Origin of the sequence: Streptomyces sp. JW3, from assembly GCF_052216785.1 — a bacterium.
Taxonomy (GTDB): domain Bacteria; phylum Actinomycetota; class Actinomycetes; order Streptomycetales; family Streptomycetaceae; genus Streptomyces.
This window is the reverse complement of the sequence record NZ_JBQOUX010000196.1, coordinates 1-5,993: the sequence shown is the minus strand read 5'-3', so window position 1 is coordinate 5,993 and position 5,993 is coordinate 1. Positions and strand designations below refer to the sequence as shown.

Genomic DNA, 5,993 nt, shown 5'->3' with positions numbered 1-5,993 from the left:
CCGCCGGCCGCCCCCGGGCCGCCGCGCTCGCCGGGCTCGGCTGGGCGGCCGGCACCGCCGAGTTCGCCTGGGCCCGCATCGCGCCCGGCCCGCGCAGCCGCGACGAGGTGACGAGCATGCTGGTGACCAGCGCGCTCATCCCGCCGGCCGCCACCTGGCACCGGATCGGCGGCGAGCTGCGGCACCGGTCCGCGCCCGCCTGGCGGGAGGTGACCGCATGAGCGGCGTCAAGGCCGTGCTGTTCGACCGCGACGGCACCCTCGTGCACGACGTCCCCTACAACGGCGACCCGGAGCGGGTCCGGCCGGTCGACGGCGCCCGCGAGGCCCTGGACCTGCTGCGCGCGCACGGCATCCGCACCGGCGTCGTCACCAACCAGTCCGGTGTCGCCCGCGGCCTGCTCACCGACGCCGACGTACGCGCCGTCAACCACCGCGTCGACGAACTGCTCGGCCCGTTCGACGTGTGGGCGGTCTGCCCGCACGGCCCCGACGACGGCTGCCACTGCCGCAAGCCGCGGCCCGGGATGATCCTGTGGGCGGCCGGCCGGATCTGCACCAATCCCGCCGAGGCCGTCGTCATCGGCGACATCGGCGCCGACCTGGAGGCCGCCCGCCGGGCCGGCGCGCACGGCATCCTGGTCCCCAACGAGGCGACCCGGCCCGCGGAGACGGCCGCCGCGGAGCACCTCGCGCCGGACCTGCTGACCGCCGTACGCGCGGTCCTCCACGGCCCGCCCAAGGGCCGGGTGCTGGCGGACGAACGGCCCATCGAGAACGCCTACAGCACGGGCGGGAGGCCGCGATGAGGGCCATCGTCACCCGGCTCGACAGCTTCGGCGACGTGCTGCTCGCCGGGCCCGCCGTGCGGGCCGTCGCCGCCCGCGCCGACCACGTCACCCTGCTCTGCGGCAGCCGCGGCGCGCCCGCCGCGCGGCTGCTGCCCGGCGTGACCGAGGTGCTGGTGTGGGACGCGCCCTGGGGCGGGTTCGAGCCGCCCGCCGTGGACCGCGCCGGAATCGACGCGCTCACCGCCCGGATCGACGCCGACACCGGCCTGATCCTGACCTCCTTCCACCAGTCCCCGCTGCCCACCGCCCTGGTACTGCGGCTGGCCGGCGTCCGCCACCTGGCCGCCGACAGCGTGGACTACCCCGGCGCCCTGCTCGACCTGCGCCACCGCCGCACCTCGGGCGCCCACGAGGCCGAGGCGGCGCTGGAACTGGCCGAGGCGGCCGGGTTCCCGCGCCCCGACGACGGACGGCTGCGGGTGCACGAGCCACCGGACGTCGGCCAGTTGACCGGACCCGGCCGGTACGTCGTGCTGCACCCCGGCGCGAGCGTGCCGGCCCGCGCCTGGAGCCCGGACCGGGCGGCGGAGGCGGTCCGCGAACTGGCCGCCGCCGGGCGCCGGGTGCTGGTCACCGGCGGCCCGGACGAACGCGACCTCACCGCGTACGTCGCCGGCGCGCACGGCACCGACCTCGGCGGCCGCACCGAAGCGCCGGAACTCTCCGGTGTCCTCGCCGGCGCCGACGTGGTGGTCACCGGCAACACCGCCCCCGCCCACCTGGCCGCCGCCGTCGGCACCCCCGTCGTCTCGCTGTTCGCCCCGGTCGTCCCGGCCGAGCGCTGGCGGCCGTACGGCGTGCCGTACGTGCTCCTCGGCGACCAGGACGCGCCGTGCGCCGACAGCCGGGCCCGGGAGTGCCCGGTACCGGGCCATCCCTGTCTGAACACCGTCACCGCCACCGATGTGGCGGCCGCCGTCGAGAAGCTCGCGGGGGAGAAATCATGAGGATTCTCATCTGGCACGTGCACGGCTCGTGGACCACCGCCTTCGTGCAGGGCCCGCACACCTACGTCGTCCCGGTCACCCCCGACCGCGGCCCCGACGGCCTGGGCCGGGCCCGCACCTGGGACTGGCCCGAGTCCGTGATCGAGGTCCCGCCGGAGAAGCTGCGCGACGCGGAGATCGACCTCGTCGTCCTCCAGCGCCCGCACGAACTCGACCTCGTGGACCGCTGGCTGGGCCGCCGCCCGCCGCTGGTGTACCTGGAGCACAACGCCCCCGACGGCGACGTGCCGAACACCCGCCACCCGGCGGCCGGCGTCCCCGGCGTCACCCTGGTCCACGTCACCCACTTCAACCGGCTGATGTGGGACGCGGAAGGAACCGAGACCACCGTCATCGAACACGGCATCGTCGACCCCGGCCCGCGCTGGACCGGCGAACTCGACCGCGCCGCCGTCGTCGTCAACGAACCCGTCCGGCGCGGCCGCACCACCGGCACCGACCTGCTGCCCGCCTTCGCCCGCGCCGCCCCCCTGGACGTCTTCGGCATGGGCACCGAGGGCCTGGCCGCGCACCTCGGCGTCGACCCCGACCGCTGCCGCGCCCAGGACGTCCCGCAGTACGACCTGCACACCGAACTCGCCCGGCGCCGCGTCTACGTCCACCCGGTCCGCTGGACCTCCCTCGGCCTGTCCCTCCTGGAGGCCATGCACCTGGGGATGCCCGTGGTCGCGCTGGCCACCACCGAGGTGACCGAGGCGGTCCCGCCGGGCGCCGGAGTGGTCTCCAACCGCCTCGACGTACTGACCGACGCCGTACGCGACTTCCTCGCCGACCCGCTGCACGCCCGCACGGTCGGCGAGGGGGCCCGGGCGGCGGCCCTCGCCCGCTACGGGCTGTCCCGCTTCCTGGACGACTGGGAGCGGCTGCTGAAGGAGGTGACCCGATGAGGATCGCCATGGTGTCCGAGCACGCGAGCCCGCTCGCCGCGCTCGGCGGCGTCGACGCCGGGGGACAGAACGTCTACGTGGCCCGGCTCAGCGAGGAACTGGCCCGGCGCGGCCACGACGTCACGGTCTACACCCGCCGCGACTCCCTCGACCTGCCCGACCGGGTGCCGCTGCCCGGCGGCGCCGTCGTCGAGCACGTGCCCGCCGGACCGGCCGAGACCGTGCCCAAGGACGGCCTGTTCCCGTACATGCCCGCCTTCGGCGCCCACCTGGCCCGCGCCTTCACCCGGGACCGGCCCGACGTGGTGCACGCCCACTTCTGGATGTCCGGCCTCGCCGCCCAGATCGGCGTACAGCCGCACGGCATCCCACTGGTGCAGACCTTCCACGCCCTCGGCACCGTCAAGCGCCGCCACCAGGGCCTGAGGGACACCAGCCCCTACGAACGCATCGGCATCGAGCGGCAACTCGGCCGCTCCTGCGCCCGGGTGCTGGCCACCTGCACCGACGAGGTCGTCGAACTCGGCGACATGGGCGTCCCCCCGCGCCAGGTCTCCGTGGTGCCCTGCGGCGTCGACGCCCAGCACTTCCGCCCCGGCGCCGACACCGGCCAGGCCCCCGCCCGGCGGCACCGCTACCGGCTGCTGTCCTGCGGCCGGCTGGTCCCCCGCAAGGGTTACGAACACGCCGTCCGGGCCCTCGCCCACATCCCGGACGCCGAACTCGTCGTGGCCGGCGGCCCGCCCGCGGACGAGGTGGACACCGACCCGGAGGCGCGGCGCCTGACCGGCATCGCCCGCCGGGCCGGCGTCGCCGACCGGGTCCGGCTGCTCGGCGCCGTCCACCCCGAGCACATGCCGACCCTGATCGGCAGCGCCGACCTGGTGCTGTGCACCCCGCACTACGAGCCGTTCGGCATCGTGCCGCTGGAGGCGATGGGCTGCGGCGTGCCGGTGCTCGCCACCGACGTCGGCGGCCACCGCGACTCCGTCGCCGACGGCGTCACCGGCCGGCTCGTGGAACCGCACAGCCCGGAGGCGATCGCCGACGTGGCCCGGGTGCTGCTCCCCGACGAACGGCTGCGCCGCGCCTACGGCAGCGCCGGCCGCGAACGGGTCCTCAAGCACTACACGTGGCGGCGCGTCGCCGACGGCGCCGAGCAGGTCTACCGGCTGACCCTCGCCGACCACGAACTGGCCAAGGAGGTGGCGTGATGACCGTGCACCCGCCCGTCGTCGGGCACTGCGACGAACTCCAGGACGCGCTGACCGCGTTCCGCGGCTCCGCGCACATCACCCAGCGCTGGGGCGAGCGGCTCGCCGCCGTACTCTGCGGCGGCGGCCGGCTGCTGGCCGCGGGCAACGGCGGCAGCGCCGCGCAGGCCCAGCACCTGACCGCCGAACTCGTCGGCCGCTACCGCGACGACCGGCCGCCGTTCTCCGCGATCGCGCTGCACGCCGACACCTCCTCCACCACCGCCATCGCCAACGACTACGGCGTCGACGAGGTGTTCGCCCGCCAGGTCCGCGCGCACGGCCGCGACGGCGACGTGCTGATGCTGCTGTCCACCTCCGGCGCCAGCGCCAACCTGCTGTCCGCCGCGGACGCCGGCCGCGCCGCCGGGATGCGGGTGTGGGCGCTGACCGGCTGCGACCCCAACCCGCTGATGGCGGGCAGCGACGAGGCGCTGTGCGTGGACGCCGCCAGCACGGCGACCGTCCAGGAACTCCACCTGGTCGCCGTGCACATGATCTGCGCGGCCTTCGACGCGGCCCTGGACCGGGGCGTCCGCCGAGGGGGCGGTCATGCCTGAGCGGACCCCGCTGGTCGTCGTCGGCGACGCGCTGCTCGACCGCGACCTGACCGGCACCGCCGACCGGCTCGCCCCCGACGCGCCGGTGCCGGTGGTGTCGGACTGCGCCGAACGGGTCCGGCCGGGCGGCGCCGCGCTGGCCGCCTACCTCGCCGCCCGCGACGGCCGCGACGTCACTCTGATCACCGGCCTGGGCGACGACCCGGTCTCCGGTGAGCTGCGGAAACTGCTCGAACCGTGGCTGACCCTGATCCCGCTGCCGCTCAGCGGCACCCCGCCGGAGAAGACCCGGGTGCTGGCCCACGGCCGCCCCGTCGTCCGCCTCGACCGCGGCGGCGGACGCGCCCGCGCCGCCACCGACGAGGCCCGCGCCGCACTGCGCGCCGCGCACGCCGTACTGGTCTCCGACTACGGCCGCGGCACCGCCGACGCGCTGCGCGAGGAACTCACCGAACACCCGCCGCTGGTCTGGGACCCGCACCCGCGCGGCTGCGTCCCGGTGCCCGGCACCCGTCTGGTGACCCCCGCCGAGAAGGAGGCGCACGGCTTCGCGCCCGGCGACGCCCGGCCGGACGGCACCCTGCGCGCCGCCGCGCACATCGCCGCCGACCTGGTCCGCAACTGGAAGGCGGCCGCCGTCGCCGTCACCCTCGGCGCCCGCGGCGCCCTGCTCTCCTACGGCGAACACCCGCTGCTGGTGCCCGCGCCCGCCGCCCACCCCGGCGACTCCTGCGGCGCCGGCGACCGGTTCGCCGCGACCGCCGCCGGACTGCTGGCCGACGGCACGCTGGTCGGCGAGGCGGTGGAGGGCGCGGTGGGCGCCGCCAGCGCGTTCGTCGCCGCGGGCGGCGCGGGCGCCCTGCCGCGCGACTCCCGGCCGCGGCCGGCGCAGCGCTCCGACACCGACGACCCGCACGCCCTGGCCGCCCGGATCCGCGCCCAGCACGGCACGGTGGTCGCGGCGGGCGGCTGCTTCGACCTGCTGCACGCCGGCCACGTCGGCCTCCTCCAGGCCGCCCGCCGGCTCGGCGACTGCCTGGTGGTGTGCGTCAACTCCGACGCCTCGGTACGCCGCCGCAAGGGCGAGGGCCGCCCGGTCAACCCGGTCGCCGACCGCATCCGCGTGCTGCGCGCCCTGGCTTGCGTGGACGCCGTCGCCGTCTTCGACGAGGACACCCCCGAGCGGCTGCTGGCCGACCTGCGCCCCGACGTCTGGGTCAAGGGCGGCGACTACGCCGGCGCCGACCTCCCCGAGGCCGCGCTGCTCGAGGAGTGGGGCGGCCAGGCGGTCCTGCTGCCCTACCTCGACGGCCGCTCGTCGACGGCCCTGATGGCGCGGGCGGCGGAGGGCGTCCGATGACGGTCGTCTCCCGGCGCGGCCGCCCCCACGACCTGGGCCGGGCCGCCGGCTGGGGGGCCGCGCCGCGCGGCGCGCC

At 77.0% G+C, this 5,993-nt stretch carries 6 protein-coding genes and 1 pseudogene; all 7 read left to right on the top strand.

Going from position 1 to position 5,993, the window contains the following annotated elements:
• Positions 1-221 (top strand): annotated as a pseudogene (locus tag ACTT8P_RS37745) (transferase); the annotation flags it as partial.
• Entirely contained in the window at positions 218-808 is a 591-nt protein-coding gene (locus tag ACTT8P_RS37740) for a D-glycero-alpha-D-manno-heptose-1,7-bisphosphate 7-phosphatase (RefSeq protein ID WP_442836313.1), read from the top strand. The pseudogene ACTT8P_RS37745 and the gene ACTT8P_RS37740, both read left to right, overlap by 4 nt.
• Positions 805-1,797: a glycosyltransferase family 9 protein gene (locus ACTT8P_RS37735; protein ID WP_442836312.1), complete on the top strand. Its 993-nt coding sequence runs from the start codon at positions 805-807 to the stop codon at positions 1,795-1,797. The genes ACTT8P_RS37740 and ACTT8P_RS37735 overlap by 4 nt, the downstream gene beginning before the upstream one ends.
• Positions 1,794-2,744, top strand: a complete 951-nt coding sequence (locus ACTT8P_RS37730; RefSeq protein WP_442836311.1) for a glycosyltransferase — start codon at positions 1,794-1,796, stop codon at positions 2,742-2,744. The genes ACTT8P_RS37735 and ACTT8P_RS37730 overlap by 4 nt, the downstream gene beginning before the upstream one ends.
• A complete protein-coding gene (locus tag ACTT8P_RS37725) occupies positions 2,741-3,958 on the top strand; it encodes a glycosyltransferase (RefSeq protein WP_442836310.1) in 1,218 nt (405 codons plus the stop codon). The genes ACTT8P_RS37730 and ACTT8P_RS37725 overlap by 4 nt, the downstream gene beginning before the upstream one ends.
• On the top strand, positions 3,958-4,557 hold the full coding sequence (locus ACTT8P_RS37720; protein ID WP_442836309.1) for a D-sedoheptulose-7-phosphate isomerase: 600 nt from the start codon (positions 3,958-3,960) through the stop codon (positions 4,555-4,557). The genes ACTT8P_RS37725 and ACTT8P_RS37720 overlap by 1 nt, the downstream gene beginning before the upstream one ends.
• Positions 4,550-5,917: a D-glycero-beta-D-manno-heptose 1-phosphate adenylyltransferase gene (rfaE2, locus tag ACTT8P_RS37715; RefSeq protein WP_442836308.1), complete on the top strand. Its 1,368-nt coding sequence runs from the start codon at positions 4,550-4,552 to the stop codon at positions 5,915-5,917. Before ACTT8P_RS37720 ends, rfaE2 begins: the two co-directional genes overlap by 8 nt.
• Positions 5,918-5,993 lie beyond the last annotated feature (76 nt).

Bases quoted from the DNA above. Each gene is read 5' to 3' on its own strand.
- ACTT8P_RS37740 (WP_442836313.1), top strand. From the start codon at position 218: ATGAGCGGCGTCAAGGCCGTGCTGTTCGACCGCGACGGCACCCTCGTG.
- ACTT8P_RS37735 (WP_442836312.1), top strand. From the start codon at position 805: ATGAGGGCCATCGTCACCCGGCTCGACAGCTTCGGCGACGTGCTGCTC.
- ACTT8P_RS37730 (WP_442836311.1), top strand. From the start codon at position 1,794: ATGAGGATTCTCATCTGGCACGTGCACGGCTCGTGGACCACCGCCTTC.
- ACTT8P_RS37725 (WP_442836310.1), top strand. From the start codon at position 2,741: ATGAGGATCGCCATGGTGTCCGAGCACGCGAGCCCGCTCGCCGCGCTC.
- ACTT8P_RS37720 (WP_442836309.1), top strand. From the start codon at position 3,958: ATGACCGTGCACCCGCCCGTCGTCGGGCACTGCGACGAACTCCAGGAC.
- rfaE2 (WP_442836308.1), top strand. From the start codon at position 4,550: ATGCCTGAGCGGACCCCGCTGGTCGTCGTCGGCGACGCGCTGCTCGAC.